Raw genomic sequence first — 18,331 nt, forward strand, 5'->3', positions numbered from 1 at the left:
AGCCCCTACAACGCGATGCAAACACTCGCGCCTGGCGCAGGCTGCGATCGTTTGATTTTGCTGTCTTGCGCCTCACGACAGCGCCAGGCGAACGGATTGATCCCCTCGCTGCGGGTGAAGATGTGACAGAAGTGCGCCTGATCGCAGAAACCGCACTCCAGGCTGATTTGCGTCAGGCTCAAGTCGGTGTGCAAGATCAAAAGCTTGGCGCGGGCGATGCGTTGGGTGCGGATCCATTCTTGCGGTGAGAGCCCGGTGCTGCACTTGAACGCCCGGGAAAAGTGACTGCGCGACAGCGAACACGCCTGTGCCAGTTCCGTGACTTCCAGGCTGTCGTCGAGTCGCTCGAGAATCAACTGTTTGACCCGCCGTTCGCGTTGCGGGCTGAGACCGCCGAGGCGTGGTGTGTGAGGTTCGCTGGCAGGGGCGAGGGCGACGCAGTGTTGTACGTGAACCATGGCCAATGTCCGTGTCGGTGGGGAACGCATGCTCGGCACTTTCCCCCAGGTCAAAAAAACAACGTTTCGCTGAGGGTTTCATTGTTGGGCGGGGCTGCAGGGCTGACGAGTTAAACGTTGTTAATTGCGCCGCGAAGCGTTGAACTCAGCACATCGCTGCAAGTCGGCGGGTGGCAGATCGGCGAAGATGACGACGATATAAAGCGCCCGTTTGTGGCTGCTGAGGGTGAATCAATTAGGGAGGTACACATGACAGGTTTGTTGCACGGTGCATCAGGTGCGTTCGGTTTGGCATTCGCGTTGGTGGCGGGCAGCGCGGCGGCGCAAGCACCACAGGTGGGCACGCAGGTGCCTGGCTACTTTCGTTTGGCCATGGGCGACTATGAAGTGACCGCGTTGTTCGACGGCTACAACGACCTGTCGCCCAAACTCCTGCAGGGCATGAGTCAGGGACGGATCCGTGCGATGCTCGCTCGCCGATCGATTGAAACCCCGGGCGTGCAAACGGCGTTCAACGCGTTTTTGGTCAACACTGGCAAGCAGTTGATCCTGATCGACACTGGCGCCGGGCAGTGCATAGGGGCCACCGCCGGCCAGCTCTCGGCGAACATGCAAGCCGCTGGCTACAAACCGGAGCAGGTCGACACCGTTTTGCTCACGCATCTGCATCTGGATCATGTTTGCGGTCTGGTCAATGGCCAGCAAAAACCGATTTTCGCCAACGCCACGGTCTACGCGGCCAAGGCGGAAGCCGACTATTGGCTCGACCCTCAAGCGTTGGCGAAGGCGCCGGCCGGGGCGAAAGCATTTTTCAAAATCGCTCAGGATTCCACGGCGCCGTATGTGGCTGCCGGGCGTTTCAAAACCTTCGCCCCCGGCCAGTCGCCGCTACCGGGCGTGGTCGAGGCCGAACTTGAAGCCGGGCACACGCCAGGCAGCACCACTTACCGTTTCACCTCGCAGAAAAACAGCATCGTGTTCATGGGCGATCTGGTGCACAACTTCGCCGTGCAGTTCGAGCACCCCGAGGTGTCGATCAGTTTCGATGTCAACGCTCAGCAGGCGATCAAAAGCCGTAACGCCGTGTTCAGCGCTGCCGCCGCCAGCAAAACCTGGACGGCCGCCGCGCACCTGCCGTTTCCGGGTATCGGTCACATCAACGCCATCGACAAGCATTTTCAGTGGGTGCCCGTTGAATACGGCCCTTACAAACGCGCCGCCAAAGTGCCGTTGATCGAGTAAAGTAAGTCGCACTCGCGCCTGACTGAACAAGACTTCCAAGTAAGGAATACCTGCTCATGAACCGTAACGATCTGCGTCGCGTCGACATGAACCTGCTGGTGATTTTCGAAGCCCTGATGTTCGAAAAAAACCTCACCCGGGTCGCGGAAAAACTGTTCATGGGCCAACCCGCCGTGAGCGCGGCGCTCGGTCGTTTGCGTGATCTGTTCGATGATCCGCTGTTGCTGCGCAACGGTCGCGCCATGGAGCCGACCGCCCGCGCCCTGGCCATTCTCAAGGAATTGCAACCGGCGATGGACGTCATTTCCGGTGCGGTCAGCCGGGCCAAGGAGTTCGAACCGGCGAGCAGTTGCGACGTGTTCCGCATCGGCCTGTCGGACGACGCCGAATTCGGTCTGTTTCCGCCGCTGCTGCGTAACCTCCAACAAGAGGCGCCGGGGATCGTTGTGGTCGTACGGCGTGCCAACTACTTGCTGATGCCAGCGTTGTTGGCCTCCGGCGAAATCTCCGTCGGCGTCAGCTACACCACCGACCTGCCGGCCAACGCCAAGCGCAAGAAGCTGCGCGACATCCCTTGCAAAGTTCTGCGCGGCGACGACCGCCCGGGGCCAATGACGCTGGACGAATACTGCGAGCGTCCGCATGCGATGGTGTCGTTCTCTGGCGATTTGAGCGGCAACATCGACCTGGATCTGGCCAAGCTCGGCCGTTGCCGTCGCGTGGTGCTCGGCGTGCCGCAATTCAGTGGCTTGCGCGCGTTGCTCGCCGGCACCGAAATGATCGCCACCGTGCCCGATTACGCCGCGTGCGCGCTGGTGGATGGCTGCGCGTTACGCGCTGAAGACCCGCCGTTCCCGATTGACGCGGCGCAACTGTCGATGGCCTGGAGCGGGGTGCATGACAACGACCCGGCCGAGCGCTGGCTGCGATCCAGGATCAGTCAGTTCATGTCGGCATCGCTGGACATCCCGCCCGCCTGACGTTGCACACCTTTCCTGAAAATGACACAAAACCCCGTGGGAGCGGGCTTGCTCGCGAAAGCGTCGGATCAGCCAGCGTCATCGTTGAATGACACAGCACTTTCGCGAGCAAGCTCCGACAGGTCTCTTTCGTTCCTTTTGGTTTTTGCTCGATCTAAGAAGAGAGCACACCCATCCAATTTCTCCCCGCTGCGCATTGGCATTATTCAGGTCAATGACATTTAAAGGGTCGGGTCATGAATGCCTTGCAACGCGACGAACGGGCGCAGGACGTCGGTTTACTGTTTCTACGGGTCAGCGGCGGTCTGTTTCTGCTGTGGGTGCACGGTTTGCCCAAGCTGCTGGACTTCACCGCGCAACTGCAACTGATCGAAGACCCGTTCCACCTCGGTGCCCATCTCACGTTGGTCCTGGCGATCTTCGCCGAAGTCCTCTGCCCATTACTGATCGTCGCCGGGTTACTGGCGCGATTGGCCTGCTTGCCTATTCTATTTGTGCTGCTAGTCGCGCTGTTGGTCGTGCATCCGCAATGGAGTGTGGCTGAAGGGCAGTTTGGCTGGTTGCTGTTGATCCTGTTTGCCACCGTGTTTATCGCCGGGCCGGGACGGCTGGCGCTCAATGTTCGCCTGCCCGGAGTGCTGCGTTATGCCTGATAGCCCATTTCAGAATGCACCCGGGGGCGATGAGATTGTCACGCTGATCGTCAAGCATCGGGTCAAGTCCGGTTTTGAAAAACCCTATGAGGCCTGGCTGCGCAATATCGTCAGTGTGGCGGGGCGCAGCGAAGGGCATTTAGGGGTTGATGTGATGCGCAGCAAGCATGGCGGGCTTGATCTGTTCACCTGCGTGCTGCGTTTTTGCTCGACCGAGGCGATGCAGCGCTGGCTCGACTCTGAGCAACGCCAGGCCCTGATCAATGAAGCCGCACCGATGCTGGCCGACGGCGATCAGACCGAAGTCGCACCAATCAACGAGTTCTGGTTCTCCCCACTGGCCGATGCCGCGTCACCGCCACCGCGCTGGAAACAAGCGGTCATCACATTGCTGGTGATTCTGCCGCACACCTTGCTCGTGCCGCTGATCTGGGGGCCGCTGCTCAAGCTGCATCCGCTGCTTTCCAACTACGTGGTGGCCACGTTCCTGATCACCCTGACCATCGTTGTGTCAGTGGTGTACGTGTTCATGCCCCGCGTGACCCGTTTGTTCGCGCCGTGGCTGGAAGCCAGTCAGGCCCATGAACACATTGACCCCGACGACCACCCGTCACGCTGAACCCCATTCACTTTTGTCGAAGGAACTGCGATGAACGCCGATCTGATTCTGTTCAATGGCCAATTTCATACCGTAGACCGAACCAAACCGCTGGCCAGCGCCGTGGCAATCAAGGACGGTCGCTTCGTGGTCGTCGGTAACGACACCCAAGCCATGGCCCTGCGCGGCTCGGCCACACAAGTGGTCGACATGCACGGGCGCTGCGTTATCCCCGGTCTCAATGACTCGCACTTGCACCTGATCCGTGGTGGTTTGAACTACAACCTCGAACTGCGCTGGGAGGGCGTGCCATCGCTGGCCGATGCGCTGCGCATGCTCAAGGAGCAGGCCGACCGCACACCGACCCCGCAATGGGTGCGCGTGGTCGGCGGCTGGAACGAATTCCAGTTCGCCGAAAAACGCATGCCGACCCTTGAAGAGCTCAACCAGGCCGCGCCCGATACTCCGGTGTTCGTCCTGCACTTGTACGACCGCGCGTTGCTCAACCGCGCCGCGTTGCGTGTGGCCGGTTACACCCGCGACACGCCAAACCCGCCGGGTGGCGAGATCGTGCGGGATGCCAACGGCAACCCGACCGGCATGCTGGTGGCAAAACCCAACGCGATGATTCTGTACTCGACCCTGGCCAAGGGGCCGAAGCTGCCACTGGAATATCAGGTCAACTCGACCCGCCAGTTCATGCGCGAACTCAATCGCCTCGGCCTGACCAGCGCGATCGATGCCGGCGGCGGTTTCCAGAACTACCCGGACGATTACCAAGTGATCGAGCAGTTGGCCAAAGACGACCAACTGACCGTGCGCATTGCCTACAACCTGTTCACCCAGAAGCCGAAAGAAGAGCTGACCGATTTCCAGAACTGGACCGGCAGTGTCAAGTTGCACCAGGGCGACGACTTCCTGCGGCACAACGGCGCCGGCGAGATGCTGGTGTTTTCGGCGGCGGACTTCGAAGACTTCCTCGAACCGCGCCCGGACCTGCCGCAAACCATGGAACAGGAACTGGAACCGGTGGTGCGTCACCTGGTCGAGCAGCGCTGGCCGTTCCGTCTGCACGCCACCTACAACGAATCGATCAGCCGCATGCTCGACGTGTTCGAGAAGGTCAACCGCGACATTCCGTTCAACGGTCTGCCGTGGTTCTTCGACCACGCTGAAACCATCACCGCGCAGAACATCGAACGCGTAAAAGCGCTGGGCGGCGGCATTGCGATTCAGGATCGTATGGCGTTCCAGGGTGAGTATTTCGTCGACCGCTACGGCAAGCAGGCCGCTGAAGCCACACCGCCGATCAAACGCATGCTCGCCGAAGGCGTGCCGGTTGGCGCGGGCACCGACGCGACGCGGGTTTCGAGCTACAACCCATGGACGTCGCTGTACTGGATGGTCAGCGGTCGCACCGTCGGTGGTCTGGCCTTGTACGAGGAAGGTTTGCCGCGCACCACCGCGCTGGAACTGTTCACCCACGGCAGCGCCTGGTTCTCGTCCGAGCAGGGCAAGAAAGGCCAGATCAAGGTCGGGCAACTGGCGGATCTGGCGGCGCTGAGCGCGGATTTCTTCCACGTCGAAGAAGAAGCCATCAAGTGGATCGAGTCAGTGCTGACCGTGGTCGGCGGCAAGATCGTTTACGCCGCAGGCGACTTCCAGGACCTCGGCCCGGCCAGTGTGCCGGTGCTGCCGGACTGGTCGCCAGTGGCGAAAGTCCCGGGCCACTGGCGCCAGAACGCGCCATTGCAGGCGCAAGTACACCAGTGCGTCGGCGCGTGCGCCGTGCACTCGCACAGCCATGAAAAGGCTCGCCTGTCGAATGCGCCGGTCAGCGATTTCGCCGGTTTCTGGGGCGCGTTCGGCTGTTCCTGCTTCGCGTTCTGATCCTTACAACAAAGCGCCGACCCCGACGGTCGGCGTCTCACGCAACAACCATCCACCGAGGAGTTTCACATGAGCAACGTTCCTTACTCGCGTCTGAACAAAGACGATGCCGTCGTGTTGTTGGTCGATCACCAGACCGGTCTGATCTCGCTGGTGCAGGATTTCTCGCCGAATGAGTTCAAGAACAACGTGCTGGCACTGGGCGACATCGCCAAGTTCTTCAAACTGCCGACCATCCTCACCACCAGTTTCGATGCCGGCCCCAACGGCCCGATCGTGCCTGAGCTGCGTGAGCAGTTTCCGGACGCGCCGTTCATTCAGCGTCCAGGCCAGATCAACGCGTGGGACAACGAAGATTTCGTCAAAGCGATCAAGGCCACCGGGCGCAAGCAACTGATCATCGCTGGCGTGGTGACCGACGTTTGCGTGGCATTCCCGACCCTGTCGGCGATTGCTGAAGGCTTTGAAGTGTTCGTCGTGACCGATTCGTCCGGCACCTTCAACACCACCGTGCAGCAAGCGGCATGGGCACGCATGTCGGCCGCCGGTGCACACCTGATGAACTGGTTCGCCGTGGCTTGCGAGTTGCAAGGTGACTGGCGCAACGATATGGAAGGCTTGGCACATTTGCTCTCGGAACGCCTGCCGAACTACCGCAACTTGATCAACAGCTATACCAAGTTCACGGCCAAGTGATGAACTGAAAAATGCCCGCAAGTTTGCGGGCATTTTTGTCTCGTCGCCGCCGCAATAATGCGTTGGCAAACGCTGTGGCGAGAGATTGGGCTTAGTTCAGATGAGTCTTGAGTTCAGCCGCTGCCTGACGTACTGCAGCCTTCACCTCAGGAATCTGACTCAGCGGGTTGAGCAGCCCGAAGTCATGAATCATCCCGTTGTAACGCACGGCGGTCACCGGCACACCCGCTGCATCCAGATGCCGCGCATAGCCTTCGCCTTCATCACGCAACACGTCGAATTCGGCAGTCTGCACCAATGCTGCGGGCAAACCCTTGAGTTGTTCGGCGCTGGCATTCAAGGGCGAGGCGTGGATCTGTGCACGTTCGGCCGAGTGGGTGGTGTAGTTGTCCCAGAACCACTGCATCATGTTTTTGGTCAGGAAGTGGCCCTCGGCAAACTGCTGGTACGAACCGTCGTCGAATTGTGCGTTGGTCACCGGCCACATCAGCAACTGGAAACGCAGGGCCGGGGTTTTCTGTTCCTTGGCCATTAACGCTACGACCGCCGCCATGTTGCCGCCGACGCTGTTGCCGGCCACCGCCAGACGCTTGCCGTCGACGCCGATGTCCTTGCCGTGCTCAGCCACCCATTTCGTGGCGACGTACGCCTGGTTGATTGCGGTCGGGTACTGCGCTTCCGGCGACGGCGTGTAATCGACGTACACCGCGACGGCGCCGGAGCCCACCACCAAGTCACGAATCAGACGCTGGTGCGTCGGGAAGTCACCCAACACCCAGCCGCCACCGTGGAAGAACATGAACACCGGCAACTCGCCTTTGACGTTGGCCGGACGCACCACTTTCAGGTTGATGGTCTGACCGTCGACGTTGATTGCCTTGTCGCTGACTTCCACGCCGGACAGATCAACCTTCACCGAAGCCTGTGCGCCGGTCAGCACGGCACGCGCTTCTTTCGGGCTCAGTTGCTCAAGCGGTTTGCCACCGCCAGCCGCGAGGGCTTCGAGGAAGGCTTGGGTGTTGTGTTCGACGCCGGGGCTGCCTGCGGCAAACGCGTTGCCGATGGAAAGAGCGAGGAGGGAAGCGGTCAGGGTTTTCTTGACGAGGGTCATGGTGGAAATCCTTTTGAGTGTTTTTAGGGTATGTGCCTTGATTGCGGGCTGCTGTGGCACTGGGGTTCAGGCCTCAGCAACACCGTGAGCACAGATTAGTGGGGTGCCGAACAGCGAAAAAGCGGCTATAAAGCGTTTAACTGTCCACCAGAGAGTGACAATGAACCCGTTCGAAGACATGCGTATTTTTTGCCAGGTCATGGACTCCGGCAGCTTCACCGCAGCGGCCGATCAATTGGGCCTGTCCAAGCAGTTCGTCAGCCGTCGGTTGATGCAATTGGAAGAGCGCCTGGGCGTGCGCTTGTTGAACCGCTCGACCCGGCGCCTGGACGTCACGCCGCTGGGCCAGAGCTATTACGAGTCGGCGCTGCGGCTGCTCGGCGAAGTCGAACAAGTGGAGCAGAGCATCGCCGGACAAACCGCCGAGCCACGCGGGACGATTCGCCTCAGTGCACCGCTGTCGTTTGCCGTGGCGCATCTTGGATGCCTGCTGCCGGTGTTTTTGCAGCGCTATCGTGAAGTGACGGTGGAAGTGGATCTGAGTGATCGCCCCGTTGACTTGCTGGGCGAGGGTTACGATTTGGCGCTGCGCATCGGCGTGCTGGAAGACTCGACCCTGATCGCCCGTCGCATCGCCTCCATCGAGCGGGTGTACTGCGCCAGCCCCGCATACCTCGCCGAGCGTGGCACGCCGCTCAACCCCGAAGACTTGCACAGCCATGACTGCTTGCCTTACGGGCACGGCCGCTCGGTGCAATGGCGCTTCAATGCCGGGCAAGGCAAGCCGGTGTTGGTCAACGTCACCGGACGAATGCGCGTGAACAACGGCGAGTTGCTCAGGGACGCGGCGGTGCAGGGGATGGGGATCACTTACCTGCCAACGTTCATTGTCGGCGCGGCGCTGAAGGACGGGCGACTGGTGCCCGTACTGGATGACCTGCGTCCCGAGCCGTTGACGTTGTCAGCGGTGTATCCGCAGCATCGTCAGGCCTCGCGCCCGGTGCAGGCGCTGGTCGAGTTTTTGCGTGAGCGGTTGAATCCGAACTTGGCTACCAACCCCTCGTAGGGCTGTCGAGGGAAACGAGGCGGCTCAAAACAGCGGTATTTCACTATCACGATCTGTATTTCAATTCGGTATGTTTAAAGTTGGTTTTGAAAATCGGACGCTTCCCACAAGGTTTTCAGGTTGTCCGTCGGACGTCCCGTCTCTAGCCTGTGCACGTCGCTGCCAATTCAGCGACCAGGACTGGAAACCCCGATGGGTATTAGTGGCGCGTACACGCCTTTCATAACGTATCCGTGCGCACTTTGAACGCGTGCACTCCGTTATGGCGGCTGTGCGCGGGAGACCTTCGGGTCGACCGGGTCGCCGCTGCCAGGGTTTCCAACCTGCGTACAGCTGCCACCTCTTCGTCCGGAAACCAAATGGGACAGCTCCAACTTTTCAGTGGAGTTCCACCAAAAAAAATCTACGCCGAATCCCCCGAAACAAATACCGATCCAACATCCCCGTACGCTATCCATCGATAGCAAAAAAATCCACGAAGCGGCCGACCGCGCCCTTGATCACTACCTCAATCCGAACGCTCACATCATGGCGTCCACTCGCACCCCCGAGCCCATGTACCTCGCCACCCCGGTGTACGACACCGAATCGCTGCTGGCCAATGCCAGCGAAACACTCGGCTCGGTCACCGAGATGCTCAACAACTTCGCCGCGATGCTCGAACCTCACACCGCAAGACCGCGCTGGGGATCGCGCAAATCGTCATGCTGAGCGAGTTGGCGGTCAATCAGACGCTGGATAACGTCCAACCCACCGCATAACCCTGTGGGAGCGGGCTTGCTCGCGAAAGCGGTGGTTCCGGCAAGGAGGATGCTGAATGTACCGACGCCTTCGCGAGCAAGGCCGATCCCACAGTCGTTGGCGGGCGACGGCTTACAAAGTCGCAACAACCACAATTGCCGGGCTGATCTAGACTCCGACCGCTCAATCAAGAGCATCGTGCGGAGTACGCCATGGAAGTGCCGAACAATAAGAACGCTATCGAAAGCAATCGTCAGGCGTGGAACGATTCCGCCCGCCACCATCAGGACTCCCCTGACTGGCAGGCGCTGCTGACTGACGTCGCACAGGCAGGTTTCTCGTGCCTCGACGACACCTTGCGCGGCGTGCTGGAACAGGTTGGCGTTGACGGCAAAGACGTGATTCAACTGGGCTGCAACAACGGTCGCGAAAGTCTCTCGCTGGTCGCCCTCGGCGCGCGGAATGTGGTGGGTGTGGATCAGTCGAGCGCGTTTCTCGATCAGGCCCGCGAGCTGAACAGCCGTTCAGCGCACAACGCCGAATTCATTGAATGCGATATCCATCACCTGCCGGCCTCGCTGCAAAACCGCTTCGACGTAGCGCTGATTACTATCGGCGTACTGAACTGGATGCCGGACATCGGCGAATTCTTCCGCCACGTTGCGCAGACCCTGAAACCGGGCGGGAAACTGGTGATCTACGAAACCCATCCGTTTCTGGAAATGGTCGACCCCGACGCCGAGGACCCGTTCCGCCTCGCCAGCTCCTACTTCCGCGCCGAGCCGTTTGTGCAGCAAGAGCCCATCGTCTACGTCGGCAAGGTCGAGCAACCGGCGGCGAAGTCGTACTGGTTCGTGCACACCCTCGGCGCGATCTTCAGCGGCGCCATCGGGGCAGGGCTGAACATCGCGCACTTCAAGGAATATGCGCATTCGAATCGGGAAGAACTGTATGACCGGTACCTGAATCAGGAGGCGCAGTTGCCGTTGTGTTTCACCCTGGTTGCCAGCAAGAACTGACGCTGTCGCAGCCACTGGCCCCTTCGCGGGCAAGCTCGCCCCCACATTTGATCTGTGTCCAACAAAGATCCCTGTGGGAGCGAGCTTGCTCGCGAAGGCGGCACCAAAGCCGCCACACCTCTTGAGGTTGATTCAAGTCTGCGCCGCCGCACTCACCACCGGCCGCCCCGGTTTGCGCAGTAGTTCCAGGCGTGAGCCCTCGTAGCGGGTCTCACGGAAGAACCGCCACCGCCCAAACAAGCAATAGACGTGCGTCACGCGGCCCTGTTCTTGATAGCCCATACGAATGTGCAGTTTCATTGCCGGGATGTTGCGGGTTTCGCAGACGTCGACGACTTTGTTACAGCCTTGGGCGGCCATGGCTTCCCACAACGCCACTTGCACGTCCACCGACAGGCTGCTGCCGAAATAGGCGCGGGTCATTTCGCCGCCGAATTCGAAGAACTCGCCGGGTTTGACCGGGAAGTTGCAGCCGTAATAGTGGCGGTCGTGATAGTCGCGAATGCTGCCCCAGATGAACGCCACCGCGTGACCGTCAGCGTCGAGGTACATGTGCCCGGTGTGCCCTTCGGCGGCGAGTTCGGCCATGGTCGCCACGCGGTCACCAAAATGCTTGGCAAACGCGCCGGCATTGTGTGGTGTGATATCGACTTTGCGCAGGCCCTCATAGGGGCGCAGCTTGTGCGGCGGCACCGGGCTGACCAGGTCACGTTCCATCCACAACAGTTCCCAATGGAAGAACACGTAGCGTTTCCACAACGTGCCGACGGTGTGGCTCAGGCCTTTTTGCTTGATGCGTTCACGCAGTTTTCCGATAACGCTCATGATGCCCTCTATGGCCGAAGCCCAGTGTTGTGGATGTCGCTTTTTGTGGTTATAGATCAAGCCTTTACATGCCTTTCAGAGTGCCATTTTCGAAAATACTGCAACGTATGCAAGTCAATCGAGTGCCGTGGCACCGCGTAGAAAGTCCTTGTTCAGGTCGGCGTAGGAAACCCGTGGAACGCCCATCAGCCGCTGCGCTAACACGCGGCTCAGGGATTCGTCGGGGTTGAGATACGCATCACCAAAGTCGGCCCCGAGTTGAGTCGGATGGGCGACGATCTCCAGTACACCGTCGGTCGGCGAGCTGCCGTTGCGCAAGTCCACGGGGGTGCACACGTAGTCCGCCGTTGCACCGGCCAGACGCTGCAAACGCCAATTGAGCCAACCTTTGAAAACGCGTTTGGGCAGATTGAGGTTTTGCCCCAGATTGCGCGCCAACCGAATCGGTACACCGTGATGCGCAGCGAAGCGCGCGACGATCTCGCCGATCGGCAAAATGTTGTGCACATGTTGGTGCGAGTCGATGTGACTGGGATGCACGCCATGATCGACGCAGCGTTGCCACTGCGCCTGCAATTCTTCATGCACCGCCTCACGGTCTTCGCGACTGAGCCACAAGCGGTGGCGCGGCAGGTTGAGGTCGAATACGCCATGGCTGTCGCAGAACGTTCGGCGCTCCACAATCGTTCGGCTCAGCGGTCGCCCGTAAGTCAGGTTGAAGTGCAGCCCGACCCGGCCCTCAAGCAAGGGCTGCCGAGCCATGGTGCACGCGGCTTCGAACGCTGGCATGTTGGCCATGGCGGTGGCGGAACTGATGACCCCGGCCTGAAACGCCGCGAAGATCACCGCGTTTTCGTTCGGGCTCAGGCCGAAATCGTCAGCGTTGACTATGACTTGGCGAGGCATGTTCGCCCTCCGTGGTGATCGCGACAGGTTTGACGACAGGTGCAGGTTTGGCCGCACGTTTTGCCCGCCACTGTTGCAGTGTCGGTTTGAGCCGGTGCCAGACGCGTAATGCCAGACCCAGCGCCAGGCCACTCGGGCGCCAGGAATAGAAACTCCAGCGCCAGTGTTCCAGTTGCCCGGTCATGCGTTCGTGCAGTTGGTGGCTGGAGTTTTCCAGGCTGACCCGTGAGGCATCGATCCAGCGCCAGTGGTCGTCCAGGCCCCAGCGAATCCATTCCTCCAGCAGCACCCGGCCGCTGCCCAGATCGGCGTATTGCGGCAGGAAGGCGAGGTTGTAATCGTAGAGCCGGCCCTGTTCGAGCAAGCCCAGGCGATAGCTGATGCAGCGCCCGTTCAACTCCAGCGTTACCACCCGCACCAAGCCTTGGCCGGCGAGGGCAATGAAAGCGCGCTCGATCAGATGACGACTGCGTTCGCTGGCGAAGATCCCGACGCCTTCGTCGCCTTTCCAACTGACCGCTTCGACTTCGCTGATGACCTGCAACAGCGGACCCATGCTGATCGCGTCCGGAATGATCCGCCGTACCTGAGCCCCGCACGCGGCAATGCGCTTGCGAGCCCGGCGCAGTTTGTAGCGCGGATCGCCGGACACTTCCTGATGATCCGCCTCGCTGATCAGGTGCACAGGCGCCCGACAACTGAGCCGTCGCTCGCCCGTAGAGCTGTGTGCCATCCATTCGGTGAGGGCACTTTCCTCACCGGCCGGCTCCGAGAGTTCGTTGAGCTGAAGCAGTGCATGGGGCAGGCGTTGGCGAATCAATACAAGGGCCTCGTGCATGTCCTCGCCGCCTAGCAAAGAGAGCAGGGCCAAGCGATCAGCCAACGGATAACCCAGGTGGTGCAACACCCGAAACCGCAACCCGGCGAAGCGCTCACGACTCGCCACCAGCGGTAGGCACAGACGCAATTGATCCGCCTCCCATCCCAGCAGGATGTGCAGGCGCTCACCCTCGCCAAGGGCCTGCTCGGCCGCACACAACCAGCCAAGGTTGTTGAACGGCGTGTGGTCCGTCACGCGCAGGCGCAGCGCTTCATACGCTGTTGCCGGAAAGTCGGCGGCGCACAATGAAGTACGCCATTCGAATCGCGTCGCCATGGGCTCAGGTCGCCGTTACTGTGACGGGTGGACGGGAAGGTTTGCGTAGCGCCTCCAGGCGCGAGCCGCTGTAGCGGGTTTCGCGGTAGAAGTGCCAGCGACCGAACAGGGTGTAAACGTTCATGATCCGGTGTTGCTCGGTATAGCCCATGCGCAAGTGCAGCTTGAGCGCGGGGATGTTGTGGAATTCGCAGACGTCCACGACCTTGTCGCAGCCCTGGGCAGCCATGGCTTTCCACAGCGCCAGTTGCAGATCCACCGACAGTTCGCTGCCCCAGTAGGCTCGGGTCAGTTCGCCGCCGAATTCGAAGAACTCGCCGGGTTTCACCGGGAACAGACAGCCGTAGTAATGCCGGTCGAGATAGTCCCGCGCGGTGCCCCAGATGAACGCCACGGCGTCGCCCTGATCGTCCAGGTGCATGTGCCCGGTGTGGCCTTCTCTGGCCAGTTCGGTCATGGTGCCGACGCGGTCGCCAAAGTAGCGGGCAAAGGCACTGGTGTTGTCCGGCGTGATTGTCACCACCCGCAGCGGTGGGTAGGGTTTTAGGTTGTGCGGGGGGACGGGACTGACCAGATCACGCTCCATCCACAGCAATTCCTGATGAAAGAACACGTAGTGCTTCCATGCCTTGCTGAAGGTGGCGCGCAGGCCTTTTTGTCTAATGTGTTCGCTGAGTTTTTGCACAATGTTCATGGTCTTGACTCCTGATGACGATGCATCGCGTGGCTCCAGGCCAACGCGGCGGAACATCAAAGGACGGTTCATGACGCTCTCCAACTGAGGGAAAACAGGGTTTGCCCTGGCAGATCGAAGCGCACGCGTCCGTCCTTGCAGGCAAACGGCGCGTCACGGCTGCGGTTGTCGGCGCCGAAGTACCGCAGGGCGCCGTTGTTCAGCGGGCACGGGGTGCCGCTCAGGTCTACACGTTGCAGGCGGGTGCCTTTGTTGACGCCCAGCAAGCCGCGCTGCTCATCGCTGGACATCGCCAGCACGTCGACTTCAAACCCATCGTTGTCCAGCGCCAGGACGTTATGCAGCCAATGTTGCGCGATGAATTGCTGGGCCAGACCCACGGGTTTGAGTTCAAAGCGTTGTTCATCGGCCGAGACGCGCAGCATGCCTTTGGGGTACTGCGGCTCATCGGCGGCCTGGAACCAGTTGAGCATGCTCAGCAAACCGTCCTGAGAAGCGTTGATCACCACCGACGCCCACCACAGCGCGGCGTAATGGGTTTCCTGATCGTAGGGGCTGAGGCTGGAGCCGCTGGACATATTGGTCTGATCGAGCAGCAAGGCTTTGCGTGGCTGGCCTTTATCGTCGAGGCCAACGAGTTCGGCGGCGCGGCGTACGCTGTCGCGGTAGACGCGAGTGGCGAGCAGGTCGCGGATCATCCATTCGTGCCACGCCAAGGCGTCGACCTGATCGCCGGATTCGCTCAGCAAGCGCCGCGCCCAATCGATACCACGCTTGTCTGCCGCGTTGTCAGCGAACGGCCCGTTGACCAGCCGCGAACTGGCCGGCATGGCGATACGCACGCCAGCCTTGGCGTTCGCCGGGTCGCTGCGCACCTGCCGGGCCATGCTGGCGAAGATCGCCTGATACTGCGCGTAGCTGGAGTAGTTGAGGTTCGGTTCGTCGGCAAATCCGATGTAGTGGGTGCCTTTGCCGCCGAGCGTGCGGGTACTGGCGAGCCACGCATCAAGGCCGCTGTTGCTTTGCACGTCGGCGCGCAGATCAGCCTGACGCTGGCTTCCGGCGAGCAGGGTGATGTCCTGCTGGATGCCGAAACGATCCTGATAGAACTGACGGAACGCGTCCTCGAAATGCCGGTTTTTCGCCGTCACATCAACAAAGCTGTAGTAACTGGCGGCAGTGGGTTTCAGCGCATCGAGGGCGGCATAGCTGGTGGTGGGCGGCATCACATAGGGCAGGGCGATGCCCAGATCCGGCGTGCGCCCGAGCACTTTGTCGTGCAGGGTCAAGCGGGTCTGGCCGACGTCTTCGCGCAGCGGTTTGAGCTGTTGTGGATTCTGCGCAAACAGATTGGCCGTGCCGTCGAGCCAGAACGCGGCTTTGCCGCTGCCTTGCAGGCGCAGGCGCCAGACTTGTTCACGCTCACTGACCGGCAGCGCGACCTGATCGAACTGCCAATACGCGCGGTACTGTTTCAGGGCCAGCGTCAGTGCCTGACCATCACCCACCCGTTGCGCCTGCAGCGCACTGACGCCGCCATGAAATTTACCGGCCAGCACTGCGCGCTCACCGGGCGCGACTTTGAAATACAACATGTCGCCGTTCTGGGCTTGAACGCTGAAGTGCACTTTGGCCGGGGCGAACAGCGCGACCGTGTGTTCATCGTGTTCTATCCGGTAATTGCGGAAGCTGTAGCCGGGGATTTCCAGTCGATAGCTGGCTGCGCCGGGCGCCAGACTCCAGCTCTGGCTACCGCGGGTTTCACTGGCCTTGATGAACCTGTCACCTTGCAGTTTGCCTTGGCCGTCGAGCAGGTACAGATGCTCTTCGTTGGCATCCGCTTGCCACGCCGGGGTCCAGCGCACGGTCACGTTATCGGGTTGATCGGTTTGCAGGTACAGGCTGGCGTCGCGGATTTCGCCCCAACGCATCGACGCCGCGAAGGCGTCTAGCGAGAGGCCGAGACCGAACAGCAGGGCCAGGCCTTTCATGCGGCTTTGCGACGTTGCAGCATCAGCCACATCGGGGTGATGTCGCTGGGCAGGATGATCAGGGTTTGCCAGAACGGCACGCCGCTCAGACGGCAGTACAACACCAACATCGCCACCGTGACGGCGAGATAGGCAATCGACGAAGCCGCCGCTGCGCCGACAATCCCGTAGGCCGGAATCAACACCAGGTTCAGCGCCAGATTGAGCAAGGCCCCCAGCCCCATCAGCAAGGACACCGTGCCGGGGCGATTTTTGCCCAGCAAGTCCAGACGCAGAATGCTCGCATAGCACAAACCCAACAGCCCCGGCAGTAACGCGAGCAGCGCCGGATAGGCCGGTTGGTAGGCGATGCCGAACAGAGTGACGATCAGCCAATTGCCGATTACCGCCATGGTCAGGCATGCGCCGAGCATCACCGTCGCGGTCAGGCGTAGCGCCAGCGGGGTGACTTTGTCCATGCCTTCGTCCTGTTGCAGCAGGCGTTTCATCAACGGCGTGGTCACCGCTTCAGGGACGATCAGCAGCAGTTCGGCGGCGGCGCTGGCCATGGCGTAATGACCCAGCGCCGTGCTGCCGAGCAGGGCGCCGATGAACAAATAATCCGAGCGCAAAATCACTTGCTGGAACAGCAGGTCGGGATGGCTGCGGGCGCTGTAACGCAGCAGTTCTTTCTGGCTGGCGCGATCCCATTGCAATTGCAACGGTTGCGCCCGTTTGAGCCAGACCCAACCGACCAGCACCACCAGGCTGATCCCGGCCAGCCAACTGATCAGCGCCGCTTCGAGGGCGGCGCTTTTCCACATCCAGAACAGCCCGAGAAACAGCAGCAGCGGTGCCAGCGATTCCACCAGACGCAAGGCATTGAATGCGACCACGCCGCCGGACGCGTTGTGCAACGTCAGCAGGCCGCTTTTCAAAACCGTCAGCGGCACTGCCAACAGCAACAGCCAGGCGAGCAGGCCGAGCTGCGTGGTCACATCCAGTTCACTGCCAAACTCGCGCACCAGCGCTACTACCAGCAGGGTTAATAGCGCCGCCAGCAAGCAACCGAAAACCAGCACCTGACTGAGCAACACCCCCATCGGCCTTTGTTTAGCGGCCTGATAACCGACCGCCGAATTCAGCCCGCCACTGGTGGCCGCGCTGATCAGGTCGGGCAAGGTGCTGAGCAATGCAAACAGCCCGCGTTCACTCGGCCCGAGGATCCGCGCCAGCAGCACGTTGCGCAGTAAACGCAGGGCGATCATCGCCAGTTTGGTGCCCATGCTCAGCGCCAAGTGCTTGAGGTAGCGGCCTCGGCTCATGGTCGTGCTCCGCGAAAGATCCGCCACGACAGCAGTTGCGGATTGCGCGCTGTGCGCTGACTGACACCGAAACGCGGCAGGTTCAGCGGATCGCCTTCACCGCGATAGAGGCCGGTGCTGGTGCCCAGCGCAAACGGATAATCGTGATCGGCAACCTGCTTGCGCACGCGCTCGTCGTTGTCGCCGTTGGGGTAGCAATACACCGGCAGCGGCCGGTTGCAGCCGTTGTGCAAGGCATCGCGGCTGCGGCTGATTTCTTCGCTCAGGCGCACATCGTCAAGGCCGGTGAGGATCGCGTGACTGGCGCCGTGGGGGCCGAAACGCACCAGACCTGAGGCTTCCATCGCGCGCACCTGATGCCAGTCCAGTGCCTGCGGTTGCGATTCTTGCGGGCACTCATCGGTCAGGCGTTCAAGTTCTTGCGGTGCCAGTGTCTTGAGCCCTTGCAGATAATGCAGCAGTGCCAGGCTGCGCCGATCGACATCAATGTCATCGAGCAACACGGGCAGCGGATGGCCCGTGGCATGCAAGCGCTCGATCAAATGCATCCGCGCCTTGTCGCCGTGGCTGCCCCACAGGGTTTCGCCCACGGCCTCCCACCAAAAACGCTGACGGCTGCCAATGAAGTCGGTCGAGAGGAAAATGCTCGCCGGCACCTGGTGTTTTTGCAGCAGGGGGAAGGCGTTGACCGCGTTGTCGCGCCAGCCGTCGTCGAAGGTCAACGCCACCCTTGGGCGCTCGGTGTGCAGCGAATTGGGCTGAAGGATTTCCATCAGCGGCACGCAATCGAAGTGGCGACGCAGCCACACCAGCCAATGCTCGAAGGCCTTGGGCCCGACGCACAGCTCATTGCGGTGGGGCAGGTCGGCGGCGCGGTCGTTGGACAGCACCCGGTGCAACATCAGAATCACCCCGGCGCCCTGCAACTGGTTTCGGCCCATGGAAGAGTTGAGATAGAGCCAGCCACTGGTGCTTTTTATCAATTGTTTGATCGCCATGGC

The 18,331-nt window shown here is 61.0% G+C and carries 17 protein-coding genes and 1 pseudogene; 9 read left to right on the top strand and 9 right to left on the bottom strand.

Annotated elements, in window-relative coordinates; translation table 11 throughout:
* Positions 1-5: 5 nt before the first annotated feature.
* Entirely contained in the window at positions 6-458 is a 453-nt protein-coding gene (locus ACIOU6_RS12770; RefSeq protein ID WP_401136736.1) for a helix-turn-helix domain-containing protein, read from the bottom strand.
* Positions 459-707: 249 nt separating this feature from the next.
* Here ACIOU6_RS12770 and ACIOU6_RS12775 point away from each other — a divergent pair, with 249 nt between their 5' ends.
* The 6 genes from ACIOU6_RS12775 (at position 708) to ycaC (ending at position 6,517) form a co-directional block, all read left to right on the top strand.
* On the top strand, positions 708-1,700 hold the full coding sequence (locus tag ACIOU6_RS12775) for an MBL fold metallo-hydrolase (RefSeq protein WP_401136673.1): 993 nt from the start codon (positions 708-710) through the stop codon (positions 1,698-1,700).
* Between the two features lie 56 nt (positions 1,701-1,756).
* Positions 1,757-2,680 (top strand): LysR family transcriptional regulator, encoded by a 924-nt coding sequence (locus tag ACIOU6_RS12780; protein WP_221729543.1) that lies wholly within the window; start codon positions 1,757-1,759, stop codon positions 2,678-2,680.
* A 236-nt stretch (positions 2,681-2,916) separates the two neighbouring features.
* On the top strand, positions 2,917-3,333 hold the full coding sequence (locus ACIOU6_RS12785) for a DoxX family protein (protein ID WP_221729544.1): 417 nt from the start codon (positions 2,917-2,919) through the stop codon (positions 3,331-3,333).
* Complete coding sequence (locus tag ACIOU6_RS12790; protein ID WP_221729545.1) at positions 3,326-3,952, top strand: antibiotic biosynthesis monooxygenase; 627 nt, start codon at positions 3,326-3,328, stop codon at positions 3,950-3,952. The genes ACIOU6_RS12785 and ACIOU6_RS12790 overlap by 8 nt, the downstream gene beginning before the upstream one ends.
* A gap of 30 nt (positions 3,953-3,982) precedes the next feature.
* On the top strand, positions 3,983-5,821 hold the full coding sequence (locus ACIOU6_RS12795) for an amidohydrolase (protein ID WP_339465658.1): 1,839 nt from the start codon (positions 3,983-3,985) through the stop codon (positions 5,819-5,821).
* Between the two features lie 69 nt (positions 5,822-5,890).
* Positions 5,891-6,517: an isochorismate family cysteine hydrolase YcaC gene (gene ycaC, locus ACIOU6_RS12800; protein WP_221729547.1), complete on the top strand. Its 627-nt coding sequence runs from the start codon at positions 5,891-5,893 to the stop codon at positions 6,515-6,517.
* 91 nt (positions 6,518-6,608) lie between these two features.
* Here the strand turns inward: ycaC and ACIOU6_RS12805 are convergent, their stop codons facing one another.
* The gene (locus ACIOU6_RS12805) at positions 6,609-7,628 is read right to left on the bottom strand and encodes an alpha/beta hydrolase (protein WP_401136679.1); all 1,020 of its coding nucleotides are present in this window, start codon (positions 7,626-7,628) and stop codon (positions 6,609-6,611) included.
* Between the two features lie 160 nt (positions 7,629-7,788).
* On the opposite strand from ACIOU6_RS12805, the gene ACIOU6_RS12810 reads away from it, so the two are divergent.
* From ACIOU6_RS12810 to ACIOU6_RS12820, 3 genes and pseudogenes are all read left to right on the top strand, one after another.
* Positions 7,789-8,694 carry a LysR family transcriptional regulator gene (locus ACIOU6_RS12810; RefSeq protein ID WP_221729549.1) on the top strand — a complete coding sequence of 302 codons (906 nt, stop codon included), beginning with the start codon at positions 7,789-7,791 and terminating at the stop codon, positions 8,692-8,694.
* Positions 8,695-9,075: 381 nt separating this feature from the next.
* Positions 9,076-9,455: pseudogene (locus ACIOU6_RS12815) on the top strand (DUF6124 family protein).
* Positions 9,456-9,647: 192 nt separating this feature from the next.
* Positions 9,648-10,454 carry a class I SAM-dependent methyltransferase gene (locus tag ACIOU6_RS12820; RefSeq protein WP_401136682.1) on the top strand — a complete coding sequence of 269 codons (807 nt, stop codon included), beginning with the start codon at positions 9,648-9,650 and terminating at the stop codon, positions 10,452-10,454.
* A 132-nt stretch (positions 10,455-10,586) separates the two neighbouring features.
* On the opposite strand, the gene ACIOU6_RS12825 is transcribed toward ACIOU6_RS12820, so the two are convergent.
* The 7 genes from ACIOU6_RS12825 to ACIOU6_RS12855 form a co-directional block, all read right to left on the bottom strand.
* Complete coding sequence (locus tag ACIOU6_RS12825) at positions 10,587-11,279, bottom strand: N-acetyltransferase (RefSeq protein ID WP_401136685.1); 693 nt, start codon at positions 11,277-11,279, stop codon at positions 10,587-10,589.
* A 114-nt stretch (positions 11,280-11,393) separates the two neighbouring features.
* Positions 11,394-12,185: a ChbG/HpnK family deacetylase gene (locus tag ACIOU6_RS12830; RefSeq protein ID WP_401136687.1), complete on the bottom strand. Its 792-nt coding sequence runs from the start codon at positions 12,183-12,185 to the stop codon at positions 11,394-11,396.
* A complete protein-coding gene (locus tag ACIOU6_RS12835) occupies positions 12,157-13,341 on the bottom strand; it encodes a GNAT family N-acetyltransferase (RefSeq protein ID WP_401136690.1) in 1,185 nt (394 codons plus the stop codon). Before ACIOU6_RS12835 ends, ACIOU6_RS12830 begins: the two co-directional genes overlap by 29 nt.
* Positions 13,342-13,345: 4 nt before the next feature.
* The gene (locus ACIOU6_RS12840; RefSeq protein ID WP_401136738.1) at positions 13,346-14,035 is read right to left on the bottom strand and encodes an N-acetyltransferase; all 690 of its coding nucleotides are present in this window, start codon (positions 14,033-14,035) and stop codon (positions 13,346-13,348) included.
* A 68-nt stretch (positions 14,036-14,103) separates the two neighbouring features.
* On the bottom strand, positions 14,104-16,026 hold the full coding sequence (locus ACIOU6_RS12845) for a hypothetical protein (RefSeq protein WP_401136692.1): 1,923 nt from the start codon (positions 16,024-16,026) through the stop codon (positions 14,104-14,106).
* Positions 16,023-17,330, bottom strand: a complete 1,308-nt coding sequence (locus tag ACIOU6_RS12850) for an oligosaccharide flippase family protein (RefSeq protein WP_221729555.1) — start codon at positions 17,328-17,330, stop codon at positions 16,023-16,025. The genes ACIOU6_RS12845 and ACIOU6_RS12850 overlap by 4 nt, the downstream gene beginning before the upstream one ends.
* A complete protein-coding gene (locus ACIOU6_RS12855) occupies positions 17,327-18,328 on the bottom strand; it encodes a polysaccharide deacetylase family protein (protein WP_221729556.1) in 1,002 nt (333 codons plus the stop codon). Before ACIOU6_RS12855 ends, ACIOU6_RS12850 begins: the two co-directional genes overlap by 4 nt.
* Positions 18,329-18,331: the final 3 nt, after the last annotated feature.

The sequence above is a fragment of the Pseudomonas sp. NPDC087615 genome (assembly GCF_044743445.1).
Classification (GTDB): domain Bacteria; phylum Pseudomonadota; class Gammaproteobacteria; order Pseudomonadales; family Pseudomonadaceae; genus Aquipseudomonas; species Aquipseudomonas baetica_A.